At 44.2% G+C, this 24,959-nt stretch carries 25 protein-coding genes; 4 read left to right on the forward strand and 21 right to left on the reverse strand.

Annotated elements, in window-relative coordinates:
* Positions 1 to 10: 10 nt before the first annotated feature.
* From MHB49_RS24500 to MHB49_RS24530, 7 genes are all read right to left on the reverse strand, one after another.
* Positions 11 to 1,774 carry a dipeptide ABC transporter ATP-binding protein gene (locus MHB49_RS24500; protein ID WP_405153321.1) on the reverse strand — a complete coding sequence of 588 codons (1,764 nt, stop codon included), beginning with the start codon at positions 1,772 to 1,774 and terminating at the stop codon, positions 11 to 13.
* A 17-nt stretch (positions 1,775 to 1,791) separates the two neighbouring features.
* On the reverse strand, positions 1,792 to 2,685 hold the full coding sequence (locus MHB49_RS24505; RefSeq protein ID WP_376038011.1) for an ABC transporter permease: 894 nt from the start codon (positions 2,683 to 2,685) through the stop codon (positions 1,792 to 1,794).
* A gap of 35 nt (positions 2,686 to 2,720) precedes the next feature.
* Positions 2,721 to 3,653 (reverse strand): ABC transporter permease, encoded by a 933-nt coding sequence (locus tag MHB49_RS24510; RefSeq protein ID WP_247898529.1) that lies wholly within the window; start codon positions 3,651 to 3,653, stop codon positions 2,721 to 2,723.
* A 189-nt stretch (positions 3,654 to 3,842) separates the two neighbouring features.
* Positions 3,843 to 5,540 carry a peptide ABC transporter substrate-binding protein gene (locus tag MHB49_RS24515; protein ID WP_247898530.1) on the reverse strand — a complete coding sequence of 566 codons (1,698 nt, stop codon included), beginning with the start codon at positions 5,538 to 5,540 and terminating at the stop codon, positions 3,843 to 3,845.
* A 151-nt stretch (positions 5,541 to 5,691) separates the two neighbouring features.
* Positions 5,692 to 6,066: a DUF3397 domain-containing protein gene (locus MHB49_RS24520; protein WP_405153322.1), complete on the reverse strand. Its 375-nt coding sequence runs from the start codon at positions 6,064 to 6,066 to the stop codon at positions 5,692 to 5,694.
* On the reverse strand, positions 6,066 to 7,028 hold the full coding sequence (locus MHB49_RS24525) for a ketopantoate reductase family protein (protein ID WP_405153323.1): 963 nt from the start codon (positions 7,026 to 7,028) through the stop codon (positions 6,066 to 6,068). The genes MHB49_RS24520 and MHB49_RS24525 overlap by 1 nt, the downstream gene beginning before the upstream one ends.
* Before the next feature lie 145 nt (positions 7,029 to 7,173).
* On the reverse strand, positions 7,174 to 7,824 hold the full coding sequence (locus MHB49_RS24530; RefSeq protein ID WP_063567002.1) for an RsfA family transcriptional regulator: 651 nt from the start codon (positions 7,822 to 7,824) through the stop codon (positions 7,174 to 7,176).
* Between the two features lie 315 nt (positions 7,825 to 8,139).
* Between MHB49_RS24530 and MHB49_RS24535 the strand changes: the two genes are divergently transcribed.
* Positions 8,140 to 8,376: a DUF2626 domain-containing protein gene (locus tag MHB49_RS24535; protein ID WP_053781237.1), complete on the forward strand. Its 237-nt coding sequence runs from the start codon at positions 8,140 to 8,142 to the stop codon at positions 8,374 to 8,376.
* Between the two features lie 178 nt (positions 8,377 to 8,554).
* A complete protein-coding gene (locus MHB49_RS24540) occupies positions 8,555 to 9,634 on the forward strand; it encodes a coiled-coil domain-containing protein (RefSeq protein ID WP_405153324.1) in 1,080 nt (359 codons plus the stop codon).
* Here the strand turns inward: MHB49_RS24540 and MHB49_RS24545 are convergent.
* Together MHB49_RS24545 and MHB49_RS24550 are read right to left on the reverse strand one after the other, a co-directional pair.
* On the reverse strand, positions 9,626 to 10,906 hold the full coding sequence (locus tag MHB49_RS24545; protein ID WP_405153325.1) for an extracellular solute-binding protein: 1,281 nt from the start codon (positions 10,904 to 10,906) through the stop codon (positions 9,626 to 9,628). The two genes, MHB49_RS24540 and MHB49_RS24545, sit on opposite strands and share 9 nt — an antisense overlap.
* A gap of 221 nt (positions 10,907 to 11,127) precedes the next feature.
* Complete coding sequence (locus MHB49_RS24550; protein ID WP_024628438.1) at positions 11,128 to 12,462, reverse strand: PhoH family protein; 1,335 nt, start codon at positions 12,460 to 12,462, stop codon at positions 11,128 to 11,130.
* A 153-nt stretch (positions 12,463 to 12,615) separates the two neighbouring features.
* On the opposite strand from MHB49_RS24550, the gene MHB49_RS24555 reads away from it, so the two are divergent.
* Positions 12,616 to 13,311: a YhcN/YlaJ family sporulation lipoprotein gene (locus tag MHB49_RS24555; protein WP_405153326.1), complete on the forward strand. Its 696-nt coding sequence runs from the start codon at positions 12,616 to 12,618 to the stop codon at positions 13,309 to 13,311.
* 7 nt (positions 13,312 to 13,318) lie between these two features.
* Here the strand turns inward: MHB49_RS24555 and MHB49_RS24560 are convergent, their stop codons facing one another.
* The 6 genes from MHB49_RS24560 to MHB49_RS24585 form a co-directional block, all read right to left on the reverse strand.
* Positions 13,319 to 13,771, reverse strand: a complete 453-nt coding sequence (locus tag MHB49_RS24560) for a pyridoxamine 5'-phosphate oxidase family protein (RefSeq protein ID WP_090901548.1) — start codon at positions 13,769 to 13,771, stop codon at positions 13,319 to 13,321.
* A gap of 98 nt (positions 13,772 to 13,869) precedes the next feature.
* A complete protein-coding gene (locus MHB49_RS24565; RefSeq protein WP_405153327.1) occupies positions 13,870 to 14,931 on the reverse strand; it encodes an LCP family protein in 1,062 nt (353 codons plus the stop codon).
* 90 nt (positions 14,932 to 15,021) lie between these two features.
* Positions 15,022 to 15,318, reverse strand: a complete 297-nt coding sequence (locus MHB49_RS24570; RefSeq protein ID WP_053781242.1) for a YlaH-like family protein — start codon at positions 15,316 to 15,318, stop codon at positions 15,022 to 15,024.
* A 303-nt stretch (positions 15,319 to 15,621) separates the two neighbouring features.
* Positions 15,622 to 17,469 carry a translational GTPase TypA gene (typA, locus tag MHB49_RS24575; protein WP_405153328.1) on the reverse strand — a complete coding sequence of 616 codons (1,848 nt, stop codon included), beginning with the start codon at positions 17,467 to 17,469 and terminating at the stop codon, positions 15,622 to 15,624.
* Between the two features lie 176 nt (positions 17,470 to 17,645).
* Positions 17,646 to 18,140 (reverse strand): hypothetical protein, encoded by a 495-nt coding sequence (locus tag MHB49_RS24580; protein WP_405153329.1) that lies wholly within the window; start codon positions 18,138 to 18,140, stop codon positions 17,646 to 17,648.
* A 204-nt stretch (positions 18,141 to 18,344) separates the two neighbouring features.
* Entirely contained in the window at positions 18,345 to 19,010 is a 666-nt protein-coding gene (locus MHB49_RS24585; protein WP_405153330.1) for a TerC family protein, read from the reverse strand.
* A gap of 105 nt (positions 19,011 to 19,115) precedes the next feature.
* On the opposite strand from MHB49_RS24585, the gene MHB49_RS24590 reads away from it, so the two are divergent.
* Positions 19,116 to 19,817: a TerC family protein gene (locus tag MHB49_RS24590; RefSeq protein ID WP_405153331.1), complete on the forward strand. Its 702-nt coding sequence runs from the start codon at positions 19,116 to 19,118 to the stop codon at positions 19,815 to 19,817.
* A gap of 128 nt (positions 19,818 to 19,945) precedes the next feature.
* Here MHB49_RS24590 and thiI read toward each other — a convergent pair whose 3' ends face one another.
* The 6 genes from thiI to MHB49_RS24620 form a co-directional block, all read right to left on the reverse strand.
* On the reverse strand, positions 19,946 to 21,190 hold the full coding sequence (gene thiI / locus MHB49_RS24595) for a tRNA uracil 4-sulfurtransferase ThiI (RefSeq protein ID WP_405153332.1): 1,245 nt from the start codon (positions 21,188 to 21,190) through the stop codon (positions 19,946 to 19,948).
* A 6-nt stretch (positions 21,191 to 21,196) separates the two neighbouring features.
* The gene (locus tag MHB49_RS24600; RefSeq protein ID WP_405153333.1) at positions 21,197 to 22,345 is read right to left on the reverse strand and encodes a cysteine desulfurase family protein; all 1,149 of its coding nucleotides are present in this window, start codon (positions 22,343 to 22,345) and stop codon (positions 21,197 to 21,199) included.
* Between the two features lie 162 nt (positions 22,346 to 22,507).
* Positions 22,508 to 23,263 carry a lytic transglycosylase domain-containing protein gene (locus MHB49_RS24605; protein ID WP_405153334.1) on the reverse strand — a complete coding sequence of 252 codons (756 nt, stop codon included), beginning with the start codon at positions 23,261 to 23,263 and terminating at the stop codon, positions 22,508 to 22,510.
* Positions 23,264 to 23,501: 238 nt separating this feature from the next.
* Positions 23,502 to 23,918: a hypothetical protein gene (locus tag MHB49_RS24610; RefSeq protein ID WP_405153335.1), complete on the reverse strand. Its 417-nt coding sequence runs from the start codon at positions 23,916 to 23,918 to the stop codon at positions 23,502 to 23,504.
* Between the two features lie 34 nt (positions 23,919 to 23,952).
* Entirely contained in the window at positions 23,953 to 24,171 is a 219-nt protein-coding gene (locus tag MHB49_RS24615) for a DUF1540 domain-containing protein (protein ID WP_090901574.1), read from the reverse strand.
* 161 nt (positions 24,172 to 24,332) lie between these two features.
* A complete protein-coding gene (locus MHB49_RS24620) occupies positions 24,333 to 24,839 on the reverse strand; it encodes a YpuI family protein (RefSeq protein WP_024628452.1) in 507 nt (168 codons plus the stop codon).
* Positions 24,840 to 24,959: the final 120 nt, after the last annotated feature.

The raw sequence follows: 24,959 nt of genomic DNA on the forward strand, positions 1-24,959 counted from the left end.
TTTGTACTTTTTATACGTAAGGTTCTGCAACCCAGTGACCTTTGGATACCTCAATCAATTGAGCGTTCTGCAGGTTGTATGGATCATTTGCAGGTCCACCAGATCCATTTTTAAGTGCCTGTTCTTCTGGCAGCAGAATGCGACGCTTGCTTGCTTCTACCTCCGGATCAGGTACAGGGATCGCAGACAGCAATGTTTTGGTGTATGGGTGAATCGGATTCGCGTACAGTTCTTCACTTTCTGCCAACTCCACCACTTTACCCATATACATTACAGCTACACGGTCACTGATATGTTTAACCATGGACAAGTCATGCGCAATAAACAGGTATGTCAAGCCGAGGCGCTGCTGAAGTTCTTCAAGCAAATTAACGACCTGAGCCTGAATGGACACGTCCAATGCAGACAATGGCTCATCACAGATAATGAATTTAGGATCTACAGCCAATGCACGGGCAATCCCGATCCGTTGTCTTTGACCACCTGAGAATTCATGTGGATAACGGAGTGCATGGCTGGGATTCAGACCGACAAGATCAAGCAGTTCTTCAACGCGTCTCTTACGCTCAGCCTTACTTGATGCCAGACCATGAATATCAAGAGATTCACCGATGATATCCATAACGTTGAAACGTGGATTCAAAGACGCATAAGGATCCTGGAAAATCATCTGCATGTCTTTACGCATTTCTTTCATTTTGCGTGGCGACAGCTTGTAGATATCTGTTCCATTAAAGTTAACATTTCCGCCTGTTGGCTCATAAAGGCGCAGAATTGTACGGCCTGTTGTGGATTTACCACAACCAGACTCCCCTACAACTCCAAGCGTTTCGCCTTCAAAAATATCAAAGCTGACATCATTAACCGCTTTGAGAATGTTTCCTTTGCCCAAATTGAAGTATTGTTTCAGGTTCTTCACTTGAACCAGCGGCTTGTTGGCACCTTTGATAATACCAACTGGAGTAGGCTTTTCTTTTTTGGGCTCGTCCAGACGAGGAAGAGCATTCAGCAATTTAATTGTGTATGGATGTTGGGGATTACTGAAGATTTCAGCAGTTGTTCCTGTTTCAACAACTTCGCCTTCCTTCATAACAACAACACGATCACACATTCCAGCTACTACTCCAAGGTCATGCGTAATAAGCATGATGGAAGTTCCAAGTTTTTGCTGCATATCTTTCATAACATCCAGGATTTGTGCCTGAATCGTTACGTCGAGTGCAGTTGTTGGTTCATCCGCAATCAGAAGAGAAGGACGGCATGCTAGGGCAATCGCAATCATAGCACGCTGGCGCATACCACCGGAAAATTGGTGCGGGTAATGATTCATGCGAACTTCCGCATTTTTGATGCCAACAAGCTCAAGCATTTCCAAAGCTCTTTTTTCAGCTTCTTTTTTGGACATGTTCTGATGCTTGCGAAGTACCTCGGTAATTTGCTTACCCACTTTGATGGTAGGATTCAAAGAAGTCATTGGATCCTGGAAGATCATGCCGATATCTTTACCACGGATGGCTTCCATCTGTTTATCTGTCTTATTCAGCAGGTCCTTCCCGTGAAAAGTAATTTCTCCGCTTTTGACCTTCGAAGGCGGGGAGGGAATCAATTTCATGATGGTTTGGGCAGTAACACTCTTACCACTACCGGATTCACCTACGATCCCCAGCGTCTCTCCTTTGCCAAGTTCAAAACTCACATTTTTAACGGCATCAAACTCACCAGAACGCGTCGTAAATGACACACTCAGGTCTTTGACTGTTAAAATCGGCTCCATAATCCCACCTCCTGTTTCTATTTACGTAATTTCGGATCAAGCGCGTCGCGCAAGCCGTCACCAAGCAAGTTAAATGCGAGCATTGTCATAACCATCAAACCTGCTGGGAACCACATCCGCCAAGGATACAGTGTCCAGCCAGTAAGTGCATCATTGATCATAGATCCAAGAGAAGATTTAGGTGCAGATACACCCAATCCGAGGAAGCTCAAAAATGCTTCTGCGAAGATGGCATTTGGGATGGACAACGTCAATGTAACGAGAATGGGTCCGACAGCATTTGGCAGCAAATGACGGAAGAGTTGACGTCCAGTGCTTGCGCCCATGGAACGAGCAGCAAGGATAAAGTCTCTGTTTTTGAGCTGCATAATCTCACCACGCACAATCCATGACATACTGATCCAGCCTGTGATGGTAAGTGCAATGATAATCGTTGTCAGACTTGGCTCCAATACAACCAGCAAAAGGATAACAACGAGCATGTAAGGCAGGGAGTACAGGATCTCGGAGAACTTGTTCATGATGCCGTCAACACGTCCACCGTAGAAGCCCATAATCGCTCCATAAATTACCCCGATGACAAGGTCAATCAAAGCAGCAGCCAAACCTACAGTAAGAGACACACGTGCCCCTACCCAGGTTCTTACCCATACATCACGACCCAGTTCATCTGTTCCGAACCAATGTTCAGCACTCGGTGCAGCATTGGCATTCAACAAATCATTGGAATAATAATTATAGCTTGTGAACAAAGAAGTTGGACCAATCATAGAGAAAATGACAACAAGGACTAGAACAGCCAAACTAATCATAGCGGCCTTGTTCGTTGCAAGTCTATACATAGCGTCTTTGAATAGCGATACACTCTCTTGCGATTTCAACGCTGCCTGACTATCCAGGCCTGTGTTCACCGTTTCATTATTGTTGTTATTCGTGCCAGACAACGTTATGCCCCCTTCCGGCTTTCTAGCTTAATTCTAGGATCGATCAGCACGTAAGCAATATCCGTCAGGAAACGTGCAAGCATCAAGAGAATTCCATAGAAGATTGTGATCCCCATAATCATCGTATAATCACGATTCGTAATACTTTCTACAAATACTTTACCAATTCCACCAATGTTAAAGATTTGCTCAATAACAACGGAACCTGTGATAATATTTGCTGTCATCGGACCAACATAAGTAACGACTGGCAGAATACCGTTCCGTAAAACGTGTCTAAACATGATAGCAGGCCATTTCAAACCTTTGGCTTTAGCAGTCTTGATGTAATCTGCATGCAGTACTTCCAACATGCTCGAACGCGTCAAACGTGCGATAAAGGCAATTGGTGATGCAGACAAGGCTGCAACCGGAAGCACATAGTCGAGTGGGCCGTCGAAGCCCATAACGTTAAACCAGCCGAGTTTTGACGCAAAAATATACTGTATCAGAGATGCGAGCAAAAAGCTTGGAACGGCAATCCCTATAACAGCGAGAATCATCGTGATATCATCAATCAACTTCCGATGGTAAACTGCGGCAAGAAGCCCCAACAAGACACCCACAACAATTGAGATAATAATCGCAAAGATCCCTAGCTTCAGAGATGCTGTAAACGTTTGAGTGATCATACCAGATACATCTTGATTCAGGTATTTCATAGAAACCCCAAAATCACCTTTGATGATTCCACCCATATACTTCAGGTATTGTTCATACATCGGTTTGTCCAAACCATACTTCACTTCTAAAAGTGCCCGAATTTCAGGTGATACCTTTTTCTCGGATGTAAAAGGGTCACCCGGAATGGCCTTCATCAGGAAGAAGGTTGCTGATGCGAGTATGAAAAGCGATAGCAGCATAAATAGCAGTTTTTTCAGCACGTACTTAACCAACCCTTGCACACCTCCACAAACAATATTTTGTATACAAATCGATTGTAGAATTAGACATGAATAATGTCCAATCCATTTATCGGAAATTTCAAGAATTATAAGGAAAATCGGTGCACATACAAAAAAATCGGGATATATATGGAATTCCACATATATATCCCGAAGTAATCATATAGACTTCAGAACAACTTATTTCTCTTCCAGATATGCACGAGTGAAGTCAATTGCTCCACTGAAATCAAGTTGTACGCCTTTCAGGTAAGGCTTAGTCAAAGATACATTAGTGTAGTAATAGATCGGCATTACTGCCATTTCATCTTGAATCAGGATTTTCTCTGCATCAGCAAAAGCAGCCATACGTGTAGCTGGATCAGCAGATTTCACAGTTTCTTTAACATCTTTGTCAAACTGTTCGTTGCTGAATTTAGCATCATTGTTTGTGTTACCTGTTGTCCACATTTCCAAGAAGTTGTACGGATCGTTGTAGTCCGCAGACCAGCCCGCACGAGCCACTTGGAAGTTTTGATTTTGACGGTTCTCAAGGAATACGCCCCACTCTTGGTTTTCCGTTTTCACGTCAACACCAAGGTTTTTCTTCCACATGTCAGCAACAGCAAGCGCGATTTTCGCGTGACCGTCACTAGTGTTGTAGATCAAAGTTACAGCTGGCAATGTTGTGTAGCCTTCTTCTTTCATACCTTCAGCAAGCAATTTCTTAGCTTCTTCTACGTTTTCAGTGAAGTAGTCATCTTTATGCTCATCACGGAATTCGCCGTTTTCACCGCGGATACCTGGAGGTACAAAGCCGAAAGCTGGAATTTGTCCACCTTGTGTTACTTTGTCAACAATCAATTGACGCTCGATTGACATTGCAAAAGCCTTACGGATTTTAACGTTGTTAAATGGAGCTTCATTAACGTTGAACTGGTAGTAGTACGTACTTGCAATACCAGTAGCTTTAAACTCGTCCGGCAATTCCGCTTTTACAGAAGGAATTTGGTCGGAAGGAATTTCACCGTTAGGTGCGCCTGTGTAGTCCAATTGTCCGGACTTGTAAGCTTGCAGTTCGGAAGCACTGCTGCTTGTCAGGGACATGTTGATTTCAGACAATTTGATGTCAGAAGCTGCATGATAGCCTTCGTTTTTCTTCACAACGATTTTTTGACCTTTAGCGTATTGATCCATTGTGAATGGTCCGTTAACGATCATGTTTTTGTAATCTGTGAAGAATTTGTCATTCGTGTCAGCAGACTTGTGTACTGGGTAGTACGTGTAGAATGCTGTCAGACCCAAGAAGTAAGGTGTTGGGTTTTCCAACGTTACTTCCAGCGTATGCTCATCAGTAGCTTTAACACCTACTTGAGAGAAGTCTGTAATTTTAGTACCTTTATATGTTTCGTCTTTGCTCAGGTTGTAACCCTCAGCACCTTTGATATAGTACAATTGGTAAGCGTATGGAGAAGCTGTTTCCGGTTTCAAAGCGCGTTCCCAAGAACGTACAAAATCTTCGGCAGTGATTGCATCACCGTTGCTCCATTTAGCGTCCGGGTTCAGGTTGAAAACATATTTCAAACCATCTTCGGAGATTGTCCAGTCTTTAGCAACGCCTGGAGCTTCTTTGCCATCAGCGTCGATACGAACAAGACCTTCATACAAGAATTTCAGAACAGTGTTGGTTTGGCTGTCTTTTGCTTGAGCCGGGTCCAACGTAGGAGGTTCAGCTGTCAGGTTAATTTTCAGCACTTGATCTTTTGCGAGACCATTGCTCTCGCCTGCAGAACCAGTATCGGTGTTACCTGTGCCTTCGTTTTTCGATCCGCACGCTGCAAGTACGGTACCGAACGCCAGAATCAGCGTCAAAAGGACTAATAGACTTTTCCTTTTCATCTAACACTTTCCCCCTAAATTGATGTGGTATATGTTTATAGATTATACAACCACCGGTCAAAAAAATCTACATTACTTTTTCAGAAAGTAATGTTTTTTTCAGTTTTCGACAAAATCGACACATTTTTTAGCTCTTTTGCGTTATGTATCCTCACATCTGCTTCATAAAGTATCTAAATAATCCAAATATAGTAAACAAAATATACCCAAAACTCATTATGACAAAAGCCATGCGCCAAACGGCCCGGAACATTCTACCCCCATCGACCTTACCTTTGAGTCGATTTTGCGCCCCTCCGATGAATCCAAGGGCTATTAGTATGAGTATAAGTGTTAAATAAAATCCAAAATTCGAATCAAATGTTAAGTTGAATAACGCCGATACAGAGAAAATAAGGAATAAGGTTGTTACATCCATTGCCGAGCGCAACGCCACACGCTTATCTTTTTTCCATCCATACATGATCCAATAAACAAGAAAAAACGGAAAGAACGGCAGTATGCTCAGCACAATAAAAAATCCCATTAACTCACTCCTTCCGGTTGCATACCTTCAATCAGATGAAGCAATACTTCATGCGTTGGTGCAGACAGGCCACACCGACACGCCATGCTAACGATTTGCCCGTTAATAGATCGCACCTCCGTTTGTTGTCCATGCAGAACATCCGACAGCATGGAAGATGTATTAGAGGCTGTAGAACGACAGACAGAAAGAATTTGTTCCCATGCATCCACATCAAGAAAAATTCCGCTTGCTTCATATACTGCCAATGCCTCATTATACAGCTGTTGCATCAACACGATTCGCTCTTCCTTTGTAGTTAACTCACCGTTAGGAATACGCCATATCGCGGTAAGAGGATTAATAACAGCATTAATTAACAACTTCCTATAAATCAGCTTATCGATTTCATTCGACACTGTACAGCCAAATCCTGCCTGCTGCAAAAGTCCCTGTAAACGAATGAGTTTATTTTGATCCATTGGCATTAGAGATGAGAGCCCTATATCTGCACTTTTGCCTAACCAAGTCTCTCCCTTACCCGCACGAATAACCCCATCTGGCTGACGCTTAGACCCTTCTGTGGTTATGACGCTGTATATATTGGAATGCGGCATACTGGTTTGTATATCATCCAAATGTCCAACCCCATTTTGGAAACATGCGATGTTGAGCACTTGCGTCTTCAATGAACCCATTTCACGTATAACATCATGTATCGCGGTCTGTTTCACCATGAACAGTAGCCAATCTCCAGGAGAGTGTTCCCATACACGGGTTAACTCCATAATTGGCTTGACCTGGATATGTTCAGGCTTAATCAGGATGGTTTTCTCCCGTTCGATGACTTTAAAGCCTTCCTTGCTCAGATTATTCGCCTGTTCAGCCGTTCTGGTCCAGAATCGAACCTTGTTGCCTGCGTCCTGAAGCTTTCCTCCATACAAAAGACCCAGTGACCCTGATCCTACAACGTCAATGATCATGCTGCATCCCTACCTCTGCTCCAATAGTTGCTTTTATCTATAATAGAACAAAAACAGCAAACAAAAAACCCATCATACCTACCGTTATATAACGGAGGTGTGATGGGCCCCTAATCTAATGCTGAACACTAAACACATTTTGTTTCTATTCAATTCGTTCCAGATTTCCGTTGGCGTCCATTTTGAATCTCGTTTTGAGTTCCTCTTCTTCTTCTGTCAGAAATGCGAGTCTGCGAGCACGATCCATAATCTGAATCAGCGCTTTATAGTCGTCGTTTACCACACGATAATCGGTCTGTACTTCATTTACTTCCTTAGAAAGGCGATCATTTTCACAACGCAGTTCATGAAGTTCATCTTCTTTTTCACGAAGCTCTTTCTCAAGCATTTTGAGCTGGCGGCCGTTTTCCTGCACAGTTCCCTTCCATTGCCGCAAAAATCGTATCACTGCATCAATGGATAAAGAGTCTTCCGAAATCCCATCCGCTTTGTACAGATTTTCTTCTGTATCGAGTGTGGACAAAGCTGCTACCTGTGGTCCAAGCAAAGCCGGTTGTTTGCGGAGATAACTCCGTTTTTGTCGTTGAGCCTTAGCATTGCTAATAGCAGACTCATACTTCTTACGAACACAGCTGTTCCAGCGAAAACCGCAAGCGGCAGAAGTTCTGCCTATTTTTTCGCCAACCTCTTCAAAAGCAGCCAGTTGTGTACTTCCTTCCCGAATATGACGCAAAGTAACCTCAGCCAAAATCAAATCGTCCTCTGTACTCCAAGCATCCTGTCTCACTGCAGTCATGCTATAATACCCTCCTAACACCATCCTAAAATAACCGTCCCCATAACCGATTTCTCGGCATGTGAATTAGGTATAAAAGCTGCTTTATTCATTCTTATGCCTCTCATAGAGTTCATAGAATTGATTTCATACTAAAATGTATTTCCACATTTATGAGTACTCATACGTTACATATGCAAAACAAACCATACTTTAACTCTTTTAAGCCAAAAAAAGAATTCGCTTTCATATCCAATTTTGTTTACACCTTTTTCCTTTCCCGGTATAATGTTGTGTAGACAATCTATGATCGTACATAGGAGAGGAGGACTTACCGTGGCGCGCATGTTTCGGGTACTCGGGTTCTTCACGCTAGCGATTGGCCTGATGGCTTTTGCAGGAGACCTGGTCGAAATGGCTTTGCTTTTTTTCCTGCAGACTGCGTTTTTTGTCATTTTGGGATATCTGAAATTTACGGAACGTACGTACATATTGCTCTTCTGGGGTTATATGATCGTGACATTCACAGGGTTCAGCTACTGGACCGTATTCCAAATGGATTTGCCGCTTTAATCCGCCAGCAGCATCAAAGCGATCCGGCTCATGTCGGATTGCTTTTTTGTCGTTTTCAGATTAAATGACTATTCTTGGTGTTATGTAACCACTACGGATATTTCACGTATCTATTTCATATATTGTCTGGAAGAGATAAGCCTATTCGCATATATAGGTATGGAAAGGAGAATGATGGGTGAAACGTCGATATGGCATTTCTGGCTTCATCGTATGTATTATATTTTTGATCCAGCTACCTTGGACTTATGCCTACGGAGAGCCTTCATCTGAGGAAACGCGCGAAATACTGCAACAAAGTCTATCCATCGTCGAAATCGATCATGAAATTGAACGTATTACAGCCAGACAAAAACAGCTGGATGAACAGCGTCAGACATTATCCAATCAGCTTCAGGAACAGGAAAAACAGATACATACTCAGCAAGACCGTGCGGGTGCAGTTGTGAGATCCTACTATACCGGCGAGCGTGATAGTCTTTTGATGACGGTACTGGGGGCAAGATCCTTTAAAGACCTGTTCATTCTATACGATTACTATCAGATTATTATTGGCAGGGATCAGGCTGTACTGGACAAGTATCAGGATCGATATCGCACCATGCAGCAAACGTCTGCTCAGATTAACCAGACCTCTGCAGAACTGTCTGAGCTCAAAAACAATCTTCAAAATCAACGCGAACGAGTACTTGCATTACAGAAAGAAGTAGACGGAAAAGTAGCTGCCAGCGGAGATGCTGCAGCCATGCAGAAATTGATGGATGAGTTAACCATTTATTGGGAGAATATCGGCATATACGAGGTCAAACGATATTTCAAAGCATTGGCAGCAGCCATGCAGAACCTGCCGCAATTTATTCAGGAACAAAACGGAGGCATCTCCACAACCGGTACAACGTATACCATTCGAATTGGACAAGATGAACTGAATACATTCCTGCGTTCGCAGAATCCGATCTTTGAAGACTTCGCCTTCCAGTTCGACAAAGATCGAATTACCGCCTCAGGGCAGCGTGATCAATTGCAATTAAGCATTGAAGGCCATTATACGGTCGAGAATGAACCTCAAAATTCAATTCGATTTCATGTTGATAAACTTGTGTTTAATCAGTTGGAACTGCCTGATACCACGCGACGGATGCTGGAACGAGAGTTCGATCTCGGATTTTACCCACAGAAAATTCTGTCATTTGTCAAAGCTACTGAGGTATCCACAAGCGAAGGCACACTGGAAGTAAAGCTCATTATTTCATTTTGACGAGCTCTGCATGGCAATAATGCTTTTGACGTATTGATTAGCCGTAATCTCTCCCACAAGAAGTTGTTGGATCTTCTTTTGGAAGGCAGAAGTTGGGATAAGGCTTCCCGAAAGTACAGACTGGGATGATTCAGTTGGAAACCAGGATTTTACATCTGTCGCATCGTATTTTGTTATTAGTTTCTGTGACTCAAGATCTAGTTCCTGTTGCTTTGCTGGTAAATAGTTAGCCTGTTCGTACCACTCCGTTTGTACAGGAGAAGAAGTCATCCCTTCAATCCAGCGGCTGGCCTCTTCCGCCTCAAGTGAGCCAGCTGCGATAACAAGACTTCTAGATCTTAGTGATTCCAACGCACTGAAAGCTATTTTCTCCGATGAACCCTGTTTGCTTGCCACGCCTTGATTTACACTCAACAAACGAGAAAGCAACGTGACTACCATAGGAGCCTCCGTTTGCTCACCAGAAGAAGAGATCGTCGGATTTTTTGATTTGACTGTAAGATATGATTGGATCTGATCCAGCAGCTGTATGACCTGTTGATATGACTCTGTTTGCCCAGAGGTTTGCGCTTTCTTAATTTTGTCGGGGGTCATGCCTGGCTCAAATTGATTCAGCCATGCACTTACCGCGTGAAGGTCATTTGAATTTATACTCAATAGATCCGTTCGGTCTTGCTTGGCCTGTTGTACAAGTTTAACCCATTGTTCCTTATTTTCGGGTAAATCGGTCAAACCAGCTTCGTCCAGGAATGAAGAGCGAGCTGCGAGTACATAGGCATCAAAATCAAACGGCATGCCCCATTGGTAGCCATTCCACTCTGTCATTTCCCGTAAGCCAACCATAGTTTCTCCCAAAGACTTGGACAGCGTTGTACCGTTTAACGGATACAGATGCCCTTTTTTGGCATGATATTGAACTTCCTCACTATCCAGAAGTATGATATCTCCGCTTTCCCCTACCGAAAATTTATTGTCAAGCACTTGCTTATATGTATCCGGCTCCAAATTCCGAAGGCTGATCTCCACATGTTGAGAAGTTGCCACTTCATTGGCTATTCTTTTAAACAATGTAAAGTCTTTCTCAGACATCGAGACTACAATCTCTAGCGGGGCATGTTGGTCTTCGCTGCGTGATGACGTGTTGGGAAATGCATCCTTTTCCTGATCCCGTTCCTGATTAATCTGTGAACCTCTAAAATCAAAGCTGGGAGACAGAATCGTCAACGAAAGCAGCAGCACTGCGAACAAAACAACCTGGTGTCCACGCTTCATTAACTTCCCCTCCCGACTTCCCTAATTTTTTCCTGCACCACTCATTGTAACAAATAAGTAGTACTCTTGTCCTATCCTGCCAAAAAACAGTTTTCCGCTATTTTGCATACTTCGAGCATATCGAGTTCTGTGCAATAACTGATTTTTATTTTTTCAGCAAAAAACCGGCTCTTAGAGCCGGTTCATGAAGAACATTTTCCGGGAAATAAACTCCCGTTATCTTACAATAAATCCGCTGCAAGCTGAGCCAGCTTGGAACGTTCTCCTTTTTCCAGCATGATATGCCCGCTGATTCCCTCCTGCTTGAACCGCTCCACAATATACGTCAAACCGTTACTTGCCGAATCCAGATAAGGATGGTCTATTTGCTCAGGGTCACCCATCAAAATAATTTTACTGCCTTCGCCCACCCTTGATACAATAGTCTTCACTTCATGTCGAGACAGGTTCTGCGCTTCATCGATAATGATAAACTGTCCTGGTATGGACCGCCCACGAATGTAGGTGAGTGCCTCAACCTGAATACTGCCAAGACCCATCAAAATTTTATCAATGTCGCCTGCTTTTTTGGTATCAAACAAAAATTCCAAGTTATCATAAATCGGCTGCATCCATGGTCTTAGTTTTTCTTCTTTCTCACCAGGAAGATAGCCGATATCTTTCCCCATCGGAACGACCGGACGGGCGATCAATAATTTTTTATACTTATGATCATCTTCTACTTTAAGCAAACCCGCCGCAAGCGCCAGCAAGGTTTTTCCCGTACCAGCCTTTCCTGTAATCGTGACAAGTGGAATATCATCATTCAGAAGTAGTTCCAGGGCCATCCGCTGTTGCGCGTTACGTGCACTGATGCCCCATACATTATCATTACTCAGGAAAAGGGGTTCCAGCTTCGTTCCCTCTGTATTTACTTTGAGCAAAGCCGATTTATTGGTTCCCATCTCATCCTTGAGAATTACAAATTCATTCGGGTAAAGCGAATAAGACAACTGTAACGGTTTGATCGGTAAAAAGCGATATGTGTAAAACTCATCAATGACCGAAGGATGAACCTTAAGGGCAGTATAGCCTGGATATAATTCACTAAGACCTGCCGTGCGATCTGACAAGTAATCCTGTGTGAAAAGACCAAGTACATCCGCTTTGATACGAACAAGCACATCCTTGCTGACCAGAACCACCTGGCGCTCAACAACCTCTTTCTCATTTTCCTCAATCTGATAATTCAGGGCGACGGCCAAAATCCGATTATCGTTAGACACTTCTCCAAACATTTCCTGTACTTTCACAAAACTGCGGTGATTCAGTTCCACTTTCAGATTGCCTCCGTTAGCCAAGGGGACGCCACTGTGCAGATGTCCCAGTTCACGCAACCCATCAAGAAGTCTGGATACGTTACGGGCATTACGACCAATTTCATCGGCATTTCTTTTTTTGGAGTCGATCTCCTCCAGTACAACCGCGGGAATGATTACCTCATGTTCCTCAAAGGCAAATATGGCATTGGGGTCATGCAGAAGCACGTTCGTATCCAATACAAAAATCTTTTTCATTCAATCCCCTCCAAAGCGGCGTCGTTAAAGGCATGGATAAGTGTGATCTTTCAGCAGCGGCATGGACAATCATGCTCCCATACATAAATGTATTCGACTAGGACAAAATAATTGTCAACCATTCTGAAAAACTCCAGGAAAGGATGAACATTTATGAAATATTGGGTTTGCACACTGCTTCTGATCTTTATACTTACAGGCTGCAACAGTTCTACACGTAATGCCTCACAGCAGCAAGGTCAGCATGCCAAAGGTTACGGAGGAAATGTTACAACTCAGCAAGATCAACGGAAAGGATCTCACATGCTCAATACCCAGAAAGATCGGTTACACCCTTCTGCTGTGGACCATCTGACCGAAAATACGGGTGAGGTTCATGAGAAAAACGTCACGGACAACACCAAGGCAGCTCGCATGCCAAACGAAAAAAGGGTCACCCACCTCAAAACACTTGCCAAGCAAGTGGAAGGTGTCAAAGATGCCAACTGCGTCATTCTTGGCAATACAGCCGTAGTTGGCATTGATGTTGACGGTGAACTGGAACGCGCACGAGTAGGTACCATTAAATACTCTGTAGCCGAAGCCCTCCGCAAAGATCCGGAAGGTGTGGATTCCATTGTTACGGCAGATGCCGATGTCACTGAACGTATTAAGGAAATTGGCGAGCATATTCGTCAAGGTCATCCAATATCCGGTTTTGCTTCGGAACTCGCTGACATGGTGGGACGAATCATTCCCCAACTGCCCAAAGATGTCAAAGTTCGTCAAAATCCGGATGAACATGTACAACGTGAACAACAAATGCAGCAGCTGCATTCTTCGGACAAAAGACAACAAAAAGCCCAGTGATCTCTCACTAGGCTTTTTTCATTGCAGTAAAAACCTGCTCATCTAATTTCTCAGCAGCACGCTGATCATATATTTTGACAAATTGAGGCACAGAGGACAGTTGGGCTCCATAAAAAAGGGCGTTTCTCACCGCTTCAATGGAAATGTCGAAACAGCACATGTTGAACGGAACATCCTGTAACGGATTTTGTCGTACGGAAGCACGTCCGTTTACCGCATACACCATCTCTTCTCCAAAAATGGTGACGGTAATGACCGGATTCTCAATCATATTGTTCACGAGACGCGAACGATGATCAATCGCCACACGAAGAGTAGAAGCATTCTCCGCATAAATCCAGGAGATTGCTGTGGATGTCGGACCTCCAGATTCAATGTCCACGGTGCTTAAGAGCACAAAAGTTTCATTCTTGAATTGCTGTAAAAGAGATTCAGTCAATTGTGTGACGGCTTCGGACATCCAACCAGCCCCCTAATCTTCTTTATGCAATTCTTGATTCGTTGTTGATGTTATTATAGCATACCATCAAACTCGCTTCCAATCCAAAAGAATGAATGTTATTCAGCTGTCGGAGATGCTGTTACTTTACCTGATAGTGTATCCTTCAACGCCTGTTTGGCATTAGCCAATTCCGTTTCGTTGATATATACATATGGACTTCTCCACTCTCCGGTTACAGGTGTGTAGTGCACATCCGATTTGGAAATATTCCAGTAGGTTGAAATGAAGTTCTTCATTTGCTCCGATTCCACGTCTGTTGTCATGTTCTTGTCAACAGCACCAATCACTTTACCAATCTTCGTGACGCCTCCCAGTGATTTCAACTGATCCAACATAGAATTCAACACTTGATTCTGACGTTTATTTCGGTCAAAGTCGTTGGATTCATCTGTCTTCGGCTTACAGTTCGATTTACGGTAACGAACAAAATCAAGTGCTTCTTTGCCATCCAAATGCTGTGCACCAGCCACCAGATTAATATCCGTGCCATCGGCCGTATCTTTGTAACACATGTTTTTATCCACTGTCACATCCACGCCACCTACGGCATTAACCGCATCTCGGAACGCTTGAAAATTCAGTACCGTCGTATAATTAATATCCACATTCAGATATTTGCTCATCATTTCTTTCATTTGATCCTCTGCATTTTTGCCGGAGGTTTTTTCTTGCGCTTTAAATTTAGGATAATAAGAATTCAATTTATTCGCCTTATATCCATCCAGCTGAACACGTGTGTCCCGTGGTAAAGATACAATGGTTGCCGTTTTGGTCTCCGGATTCAGAGAAGCTACCATAACCACATCCGAGAGATACGTACCTGTTTCGGGACGATTATCTGTACCTAGCAGCAACATCGTAATGGGTTTGGTTTTGGCTGACATTCCAGGAGGAACCGGTTTATCAATGCCCGTATCAGCTACCTGATTGTAGACCCAATAGAGATATCCGCCACCTACAACAATTGCAATAACCAATAAACTTAAAACCAGTCTGCCAAAGGTTCGCATCCGTCTCTTCTTTTTTGGTTTCTTACCTTTGCCGTTCTTTGATCCAGAAGCGCCGGATTGAGTCGGTGCCTGTCTCCGTGGAGGCAGTCCATTCGAATTCGAGTTCATATCTTCAACACCTTTATCACATCTGTTTTGGCCCATATATAAGACAACCGCTTTCCCTAAGGAAAACGGATGGTCTATACTATACAGAATTTATGAGTTTCGAGCGGCAGCTTCCGCTTTTTTCTTTTGACGACCTTCGATAAAATAGCGCACTCTCACTAACAGCATCAAACCGACTGCCACCAGCAAACATTGAATAATGGGCAGCTTGTCGATTTGAAAAACAAGAAGCATGAATGTGCCCATCGCCATCAATATATAGAGAACGATTTCCTTACCAAGCGGCAATTTCTGACGTACCCGAAACACCTTATTATAAACGTAAGTAATCAATACAAAGATGACGATGTAGGCTACGATCGGGTTTGATGCGAACCATGCTTGCATGCACAGCCAGCTCCTTTCGTGTTCATGCTAGATATAAGTTAATTGTTGATGGAACACCACCAACATCATTAATTACAATATGCTGCAATGTGACCGTTTCGGATTCGGATCGTTCTTTCGGTCGCTGTTATCCCCAGATTTTTTTGATCGATTTCTCAATGTTAAAATCCGGGGATAAAGGCGAACGCTTCGCTCCTACAGAATCGATTCCGTATCCTCCACTACTTTAGCGGTGGTAATCGACGTCGATGGTGTATATGTGTACCCTCAAACATTAACTTATATCATTTATTTTAGTTGTAGTTAGGCGTTATTTTGAGCCATTTTGCGTTGTTTTTCTGCACGCTCACGCTCGGATTTGTTCAGGATCTTCTTACGAAGACGAATAGATTTTGGTGTAATCTCACAATATTCATCATCATTCAGATATTCAAGGGCTTGTTCCAACGAGAAGATAATCGGAGTTTTAATTTTAACCGTATCATCTTTACCAGAAGAACGAACGTTAGTCAGTTGTTTTTCTTTGCAGATGTTAACAACGATATCATTGTCACGTGTATGTTCACCAACAATCATACCTTCGTAGATTTCAGTACCCGGCTCCAAGAAGAGAGTACCACGATCCTCAACGCCCATCATTCCATAGAACGTAGATGTACCTGTTTCAGTTGAGATCAGTACACCTTGGTGACGTCCACCCACTTGACCGGATACTACTGGAGCGTAGCTGTCAAATGCATGGTTCATTACGCCGTAACCACGAGTCAATGTCAGGAAGTTTGTGCTATATCCGATCAAACCACGTGCTGGAATCAGGAACTCCAGACGAACTTGACCACTACCTGTGTTGACCATGTTAACCATCTCTGCTTTACGTGCGCCCAGGCTCTCCATTACGGAACCCATGCTTTCTTCAGGGATATCAATCAACAAGCGCTCAAGAGGTTCCATTTTCTTACCGTCAACTTCTTTAACGATAACTTCCGGTTTGGATACTTGAAGCTCATATCCTTCACGACGCATATTCTCAATCAGGATACCCAAGTGAAGCTCACCACGTCCGGAAACGACAAATGCATCCGGGCTTTCCGTTTCGTCAACACGAAGGGAAACGTCTGTTTCCAATTCTTTTAACAAACGCTCACGAAGTTTACGGGAAGTTACCCATTTACCTTCACGACCTGCGAATGGACTGTTGTTCACGAGGAACGTCATTTGCAGGGTAGGCTCGTCAATTTTCAAAACTGGAAGTGCTTCTGGATTGTTAGGGTCGGCAATGGTTTCACCAATGTTGATGTCCTTGATCCCTGCAATGGCAACGATGTCGCCTGCTCCTGCTTCTTCTGTCTCAATACGTTTGAGCCCCTGGAAACCGAACAGTTTCTCGATACGTGCAGTTTTGCTCTTACCATCACGCATAATAACCGTTACCGATTGTCCTTGACGGATCACACCGCGGTTAACACGACCAATGGCAATACGGCCAAGGTATTCATTGTAGTCCATCAAAGTAACGAGGAATTGAAGTGGCTCTTCAACATTCTCTGTTGGGTGAGGGATATGACTAACGATCGTATCGTAGATCGCCATCATGTTGTCATCCTGTTTAGAAGGATCACTTTCCATGCTGGATGTTCCGTTCAATGCGGAAGCATATACAACAGGGAATTCAAGTTGTTCATCGTTGGCACCCAGTTCAATGAACAGGTCCAGTACTTCATCAATAACCTCAGTCGGACGAGCCGCTGGACGGTCAATTTTGTTTACCACAACGATTGGTGTCAGGTTGTGCTCCAGTGCTTTACGAAGTACGAATTTCGTTTGTGGCATACAGCCTTCATAAGCATCAACAACGAGCAATACGCCGTCAACCATTTTCATGATACGTTCCACTTCACCACCGAAGTCGGCGTGTCCTGGTGTATCCACAATGTTAATCAGGTAATCTTTATAGGTAATAGCTGTGTTTTTGGCCAGAATCGTAATACCGCGTTCACGCTCCAAATCGTTGGAGTCCATTGCGCGCTCCTGTACCGTTTCGTGATCACGGAAAGTACCGGATTGCTGGAGCAACTTGTCGACGAGCGTTGTTTTCCCGTGGTCGACGTGGGCAATAATCGCAATATTGCGAATGTGTTCTCTTGAATGCATGGTTTGTATCCATATCCTTTCCAATTTCAATTCTTATCTACTAAACTTCCCGCAAATTCGCAGGTTACTCACCCAAAATAAGCGTCGGTGATATCCCGACGCATCCTATATCCCTTATATTATAGTTGATCATAGGTAAAAATCAAGATATTTTGCTTGAAAGACCAATGGGAATGTTACCAGCCTCTCCCTTGACGTCTTCGGCCAAACAGCAACCATATCCCGCCTACAATCAAAATTACCGCCAGAACATAGATAATACCGGTGTGAAGCAATGTAAATCCGAACAAAATAATTGAAAGGATTCCCACGCCCAATGCAACCGGAAGTACCATTGCAGGTCTTCGATGATCAGCTAGTGCATATTCAAGCAAACCAACGGCAATTCCAAGCAAAAAAGCAGGCCACAGGTTGCTCATCAATCCGCTGCCCCATGTATTGGTAATTCCGAACAGCAGTCCATAGACGGTTAACGTACCTGCTGGAACGAGAGACCATGATGGCGTGAGCCTTGCATAATATAGTGCATGAAGAGCAATACCAGGCAACAAGATAAGCAAGGGCCAGAAGTGCCGTCCAATAAAGCCAAACACACCAATTTTGCCAAGTAAAATAATTAAACCAGCGACTACAATAAATATTCCGATTGCTTTTTCATTTCTCATCCTCATCTACAATCACCTCTTATAACATTTGGCTATGTACGCGTAAGCTAAACTATAAGCATTCCATGATGACTGACTGTTCCAGTCTTCTTCTAGTGTAGCCGATGTTTATGCAAAAAACTACACTTTATGTCGTCCTTTGCAGCAAAAAACCGCCCTAAAAAGAGCAGTTTTTCAGAAGGATTTTCATTTCCTTAGTTCAAAATCAACTTACACGTTTCGACGAACGAACTTGTGAGCTCCTCCAATCGCGATTACAAGACAAGCCATAGCTACAGGTAGTAGTGTATGAGCCTCAGCTGCCAAGCCATCAAGCTTAAGCCACTGCCCCAGCTTCGGATCATTCATCACCATCTCACCTGCGGTGAAGGCCAGAATTCCTGAGCCGGCAAATACCAGAATCGGAAATCGTTTCAACAAGCCGACAATTAATCCGCTTCCCCACACCACAATCGGAATACTTATAGCAATCCCGATGACAGTAAGCGCGAGGTCTCCATCCGCCAGGGCAGCAATCGCAAGAACGTTATCCAGACTCATGACAAAGTCAGCAATCAAAATCGTTTGGATCGCTTTCCACGTCGTGGACGCATTACGAATATGTACTTCATCTTCATTCTGTAACAGCAGCTTTACAGCAATCCAGAGCAACAGCAGACCACCAGCAGTCTGAATAAAAGGAATTCCTAACAGCAGCACGGCTGCAAAGGTTAACAAACAACGCAAAACGACAGCACCGAAAGCCCCCCACCAAACCGCCTGCTTTCGCTGTTTCGCCGGTAGATCCTTGCTTGCGAGTGCAATAACAACCGCATTATCTCCACTCAGAACCAGATTGATCATTAATATCTCGGTCAACAGCCACAGAGTATCCATGCTTCTCATCCCCCCACTATAACTTGTATGTCAAAGTTGTCCATGCTATTCTTAAACGTTGAACAAGCTTTCTGAGGTATGGATATATAGAAGGAGTGACATCGTATGGAGTTGTTTAGCCCCGCTTTTTGGCTAGCGTTGTTGAACGTTGTATTTATTGATCTAATTCTGGCTGGCGACAATGCCATCGTGATTGGTCTCGCGGCTCGAAATTTGCACCCTTCAGTGCAGAAAAGGGCGATTCTTTACGGAACAGGTGGCGCACTTTTGATTCGCATTGTAGCCACCGTGATTGTGCTCTGGCTGCTCAAAGTGCCTTGGCTGCTCCTTGTTGGGGGATTACTTCTGATCTGGATTGCGTACAAGCTATTGGCAGATCAAGGGGAAGATCATTCGGATATCAAGGCTGGCAGTTCTCTCTGGGCAGCAGTGCGCACAATTATCATTGCAGACGCTGCCATGGGACTGGATAACGTGATCGCTGTTGCTGGTGCAGCACAGCAGCACTTGGTACTTGTGATACTCGGACTGCTGATCAGTGTACCTATAATCGTTTGGGGCAGTACGTTGTTTATCAAATTAATTAACCGCTTCCCTTGGATCATTTATCTCGGAGCCATTGTGCTGGGTTATACGGCCTCTAACATGATTACAGAGGAACAACGTCTCATGCCTTTCTTCACGGAGCATCCTGCACTGAGAATACTGTTTATCGCTCTTGTTACCGCTGGTGTCGTGTTTGCCGGATATCGCAAACGTGCAGGCGGCAATAAATCAGGTGAAGAGAGACAGCACTCCTACTCCTAAGCCTTTAATAAATGATACTTCCATCAACAATCGTAATAAAGGACTGACCGACAATACATCGGTCAGTCCTTTTTCCTCATGAAGATAACATAGTCCTTATTATGTTATTCAATCCAGAATACGGTTCTTCAGAACCACTCTTCTTTCATTTCATTAACTTCATCCTGTTGATTGGTTATCATAAAGTTTTCACCTGCATGCAGTGTAATAGTTTCTGTCTTCTCCACCGCCTGCTCCACCCATTCCGGTAGTTTACTCATGGTCGCTTCAATCTTGTCCACAATGCGAAGATTCGGGTTCGTTGTTGGGGATTTCGGCACAAAAAGAGTACAACAATCCTCATATGGCAGAATCGATATATCGTAAGTTCCGATCTGTTTGGATAGCGTTATAATTTCCTGTTTATCCATCATGACAAGAGGTCGCAGCAAGGGCAGATCCGTCGCACGGCCAATGACATTCATGCTTGGTAGGGTCTGGCTTGCTACCTGTCCCAGACTATCTCCGGTAATCAGTGCAAGCGCACGTTCACGTTCGGCCAGCTTGGTTGCAATACGTAACATGGAGCGCCGCATTAGTGTAATAATCAAATTATCCTGTCCCAGTTGGGTAAACGCAGTTTGAATCTCCGTAAAAGGAACCAGATGCAGCTTAATTGACCCTGCATGGTCTGCGAGAGCACGTGCCAAATCAATGACCTTTTCTTTGGCACGCTGGCTTGTGAACGGATAACTGTAAAAGTGGACGCATTCCACTTCCAATCCTCTACGCATCGAGGACCACGCAGCCACTGGGCTGTCTATGCCACCCGATAATAACAGCAAGGCTTTTCCATTTGTACCCAGAGGAAACCCACCTACGGCCGGAATCACCTCATTGAAGATGTAAGTGCCCTGATCCCTGATTTCCACACGCAGTTCAATATCAGGTTGACGCACGTCTACGCTTAACTGCTGAAATTTCCGAAGAATCGGAGATCCCACCAGATGGTTCATTTCATGCGAGGAATGCGGGAACTCTTTCCATACACGCCGCACATTAACTTTGAATGTCGTACCTTCGTTGAATTCAGTCTCTCGCTCATCCATAAAAGCTATGGCTGTCTCCACGATTTGGGCTGATTCGGATGGGGTCACTTTAACTGGACTGATGGACATCACACCGAACACTCGTTTCAGCACTGCAATCAGCTCTGTATGAGATTCCCCACCCAGATCGACATATAATCGTCCAAATTCTTTGCGCAGACTTGCGCCTGGATAAGGTTTGAGCAAGGAACGTACCTGGGTGATGATTGTTTTTTCGAACCGGGCACGGTTTTTTCCTTTTAACATAAATTCTCCGAAACGGAGAAGCAGCATATCATATTTCATCTAAAATCACATCCGCCTTTCCAACGGGCGCAGCTGCGCCACCATCTGATGTAAAGCCTGCTCCAGCAGATCTACATCTTCTTCTGTATGTTCATCTCCAAGACTAATACGCAATCCACCATTTGCACAAGCATTATCCCTGCCCATGGCAAGCAATACCCTGCTCGGTTCAGCTGACCTGGAGGAGCAGGCAGATTGTGTAGATACGGTGACCCCAAATTGTTCCAGGGTATGCAGCGCCACTTCTGCCTTCATTCCAGGATAGGAAAAATGAACAATGTGCGGCGCACCCTCTTTACGACTATTTAATACAAGTCCGGGAATCGTCTCTATGACTTCCATAATACGATCTCGCAAAATCGTTGTACGCCGTGCAAATTCCGCCTGACGTTCTGCCGCTATGCGCATCGCCTTCGCCATACCAACAATTAAAGGTACGTTTTCAGTTCCCGCTCTCCGTCCCTGCTCTTGAGAACCTCCTGACAGTAGAGGCGTAAGTTCTACTCCACTTCTTACATAGAGAAGTCCAGTTCCTTTGGGACCACGAATTTTGTGAGCAGACAAGCTGTACAGATCCGCGCCCCATGCCGCAGGTTTAGCCTCCATTTTCCCAAAACCTTGCACACCATCCACATGGAAAAGGACCTTTGGCGCTTCTTTTTTCAGCCGGGCTCCGATTTCGGCAACGGGATGTATTGCTCCTGTTTCATTGTTCACATGCATCAGGCTCACAAGCACCGTATCTGCTCTTATGGCATCCATTACCTGCTGAGCGCTAACCAGACCGTCGGAATCCACAGGAAGCCAGGTGACCTCCCATCCCCACTGCTGTAGCTGCACAAAACTCTCGTATACCGAAGCATGTTCTGTTGCCGTTGTAATAATATGTTTGCCCCGAGACTGATACTGTAAAGCCGCCCCTTTAATAGCAAGATTGTTGCTCTCGGTTGCGCCTGAGGTAAATACGATTTCTTCCGGTTTCACATCAATAGCGGCGGCACAACCAGATCGCGCTCGGCGTAATAGTTGATGGGCTCGCTCACCATATCCATGTATTGAAGACGGATTCCCATATTGGGCATCCATAATCTCGGCCATTGTACGAACGACATCCGGATGAGGAGGCGTCGTTGCCGCATAATCAAAATATTTCAAATGAGGTTCCCCTCCTTGTCTCTTCGTTGTGGGATCTACAGTGAGCATTGTATCACGATCCCCGCTCAACACAAAAAGACCAAACGGGAACCAAGCACATTTAAGGCTGCTGTTCCCGCGTTGATCTCTTCTGAGTGTTGCCATTTCTCTGATCTATAGAACTTAGACTATATATTTCGTCTGCGCTTTCTCCACTTTGGATATATAAGCCTGTGTTTCTGAAGGGAGGCGGTTAAGTACACTCATCAGTTCAGCATCACTTGATACACCCAGACTCGAAACCCGTCCCGGGCCAGCATTATATGCTGCAAGTGCCATCTTCACCTCGCCACCAAAACGCTGGAGCTGGAGAGACAGATATTTGGTTCCACCATCTATATTTTGAGCGGGATCATAAGCATTGCTTACCCCCAGCCCAGCTGCCGTGCCATCCATCAACTGCATAAGTCCTTTGGCACCTGCGGAAGACACCACATTCGGATTAAAGCCCGATTCTGTATCAATGACTGCTTTGATTAAAGATTCAGGAACTCCATATTTGGCGCTCGCGGAAGCAATCAACGATTCAAAATCCGTAGGTACAGATGCACCAGAATCCACTGCTCCAGTATTTAACAAAGAAGATAAAGAAACCGTATTACTGTTTGAGGAGGAAACAGAACTTGCATCCGGATTATACATGCTGCCCAGTTGCAGCCACAACAGACCGTCACTGGATCGTTTGGAGATCGCAGCAGAGTTCTCGTTTTCTCCTGCGTTATTGTTCGAAGAAGTTGGATTCGTCCCAAGTAACCCGTCCATCATACTGGCAAAATCAACCGTTGAACCGGAATTTCCATCCGATGCATTTGTTTCATTGAGACTATTGGACAATTGCAGTTCCAGCAACTGCCGCGACGCGCGCGGATCAATCTGCATGAGTTATATTCACTCCCGTATAATGTAAACGTAGATTATGACTTTATTCTACATTATTTTACAGGAACGTTCCATTGTTTTCAAAAAAATAGCCCAATTATACAACATTATTCGCAAATGCGAAGAAACCTTCTGCAGTCACCCTTACATAGGGTGAAGCAGAAGGCTGCATAATAACCAAGTCATATTCCAATCGGTCATGCTCTCGTGTCTTGCTTGTCACATCATGTTTTGCTTGTTAACGCGCGAATGGAATCATGAAGAAATAGCTGAGTGTTGCCACTGCCCCAAGGCCAATGGACCATGCACCCGCCGTTTTCCGGCCATTAACATAGGCATAATAGCCAAGTACCGCTGCTGCTGGACCAAGAACAATCGACCACATAAATAAAGAGGCGATCCCAAAGGCCAAGCCCATATATCCGGAGATTCGGCCAGTAGAATTCATAACATCGTTATCTTCATGTTTCACAGGTGTATGATCTGTTCTTTCGGTATGTTCTGTCCGAATAGAACCTGTTGGTGGCGCTACCTCTGCGCCATACTCTTCCTTGTGGCTTCGTCTTGGATAATCTACACGCTTACGTTGTTTTTCATCTAAAGGAGTTGTTTTTGGACGATGGAACGGGTAATCATCTCTATGGTCATTATTCAATTCAAAGCACCTCCATATAAATGGGAATGACTGCTCATTTCGGTTTGAATGTGTGACAGCATGTCGCAGAAGATGTACGTGCATAGTCTTGATGATCTGAATCAAAGGTCTCTCCGGCAAATTCCTCATGTAAGCGACGGGTGGCATGTTGGTCAATGTCAATCATAATGGCATCAGCCTGACAGAAATTGTTTTCTCCCCAAAAGTTGCAGTTCGAGACACTGCATTTGACGATCGGCTTCTCTTGGCTCATTTTTTATCACCTCGACATCTATTGTCTCCGCACCGTAAATCGGCTATTCTCCAACGAAATTCCAGATGATGACATGCTCCTTCATACCAATTCCATTAAAAAAACGCAAAAAAACCGCCACAAGGGCGGTTTTGTCCAATTCACATATGAGTTGAAAAAGATTACGCGTGATTGCGTTGGTTTTGCATCCGACGCTGTGTTAGGTAGTCACTTTCATAAAAGGCCAGATCATCGCGCAATTCCTCGTACGTTTTTGATATCTCCAGAATGACATCCCGTACTGCACGAATGGGTTTATCACGGAAACGGATTGCATCCTGACCAGTGTAAGCATATCTTCCATCTTCGGAGTAACATTCATTTTTAGGATAAAAAAAGCTGTTGATGCTTTGATGGTAAGTGTTATAGAGAGCCTTTTCGGCAAAATCGACATCAAAATTGGCACGACGCAGCACAACGCCAAGTTTTTCGTAAGAAACTTCAGAAAAAACAAGTAGATGCCGGAGATCCGAAAGAAATCCTTTGTAGAAGGCAGATGACTCCTCCGTCTGATTCTGATCCAGTTCAGGCAAGGCATTTTCATTCAAAAATTGTTCGATCCGATCGATAGCCGGTTTTAACTTTTCCCTAGTTGACTCACATGTTTTCTGTACATTGGCTGCTGACATAAAGGTAGCTCCCCCTTAAATAAGTCCTTACATATAGGTTGGTCAACGGAGGTTCTCCCCTGACCTTGAATTCTCAGCTACTATCCTACCATAAAAAGATGACGAGCGGTATCCCTTAAT

Origin of the sequence: Paenibacillus sp. FSL K6-0108 (assembly GCF_045040695.1) — a bacterium.
Taxonomy (GTDB): domain Bacteria; phylum Bacillota; class Bacilli; order Paenibacillales; family Paenibacillaceae; genus Paenibacillus; species Paenibacillus pabuli_B.